Origin of the sequence: Stenotrophomonas sp. GbtcB23, assembly GCF_019091045.1 — a bacterium.
In the GTDB taxonomy this organism is placed as follows: domain Bacteria; phylum Pseudomonadota; class Gammaproteobacteria; order Xanthomonadales; family Xanthomonadaceae; genus Stenotrophomonas; species Stenotrophomonas rhizophila_A.
In genome coordinates, this window is record NZ_JAGXKC010000317.1 from 1 (window position 1) to 304 (window position 304).

The 304-nt window shown below is 62.5% G+C and carries 1 protein-coding gene; it reads left to right on the top strand.

Going from position 1 to position 304, the window contains the following annotated elements:
* Nucleotides 1-304: citrate/2-methylcitrate synthase (locus tag KVS69_RS19260; protein ID WP_302675389.1), on the top strand; the 304-nt coding region annotated here is incomplete at both ends.

Here is a 304-nt window from a genome sequence, read left to right on the forward strand (position 1 = left end):
GCCTACAAGTACCATATCGGCCAGCCCTTCGTTTATCCGCAGAACAATCTCGACTACGCATCGAACTTCCTGCGCATGTGCTTTGCCGTGCCCTGCGAGGAATATGTAGTCAATCCGGTGCTGTCGCGCGCCATGGACCGCATCTTCATCCTGCATGCCGACCATGAGCAGTACGCTTCGACCTCGACCGTCCGCCTCGCGGGTTCCTCGGGCGCCAATCCGTTCGCCTGCATCGCGGCCGGTTTCGCCTGCCTCTGGGGCCCGGCTCATGGCGGCGCCAACGATGCGGCGCTCATCATGCTGC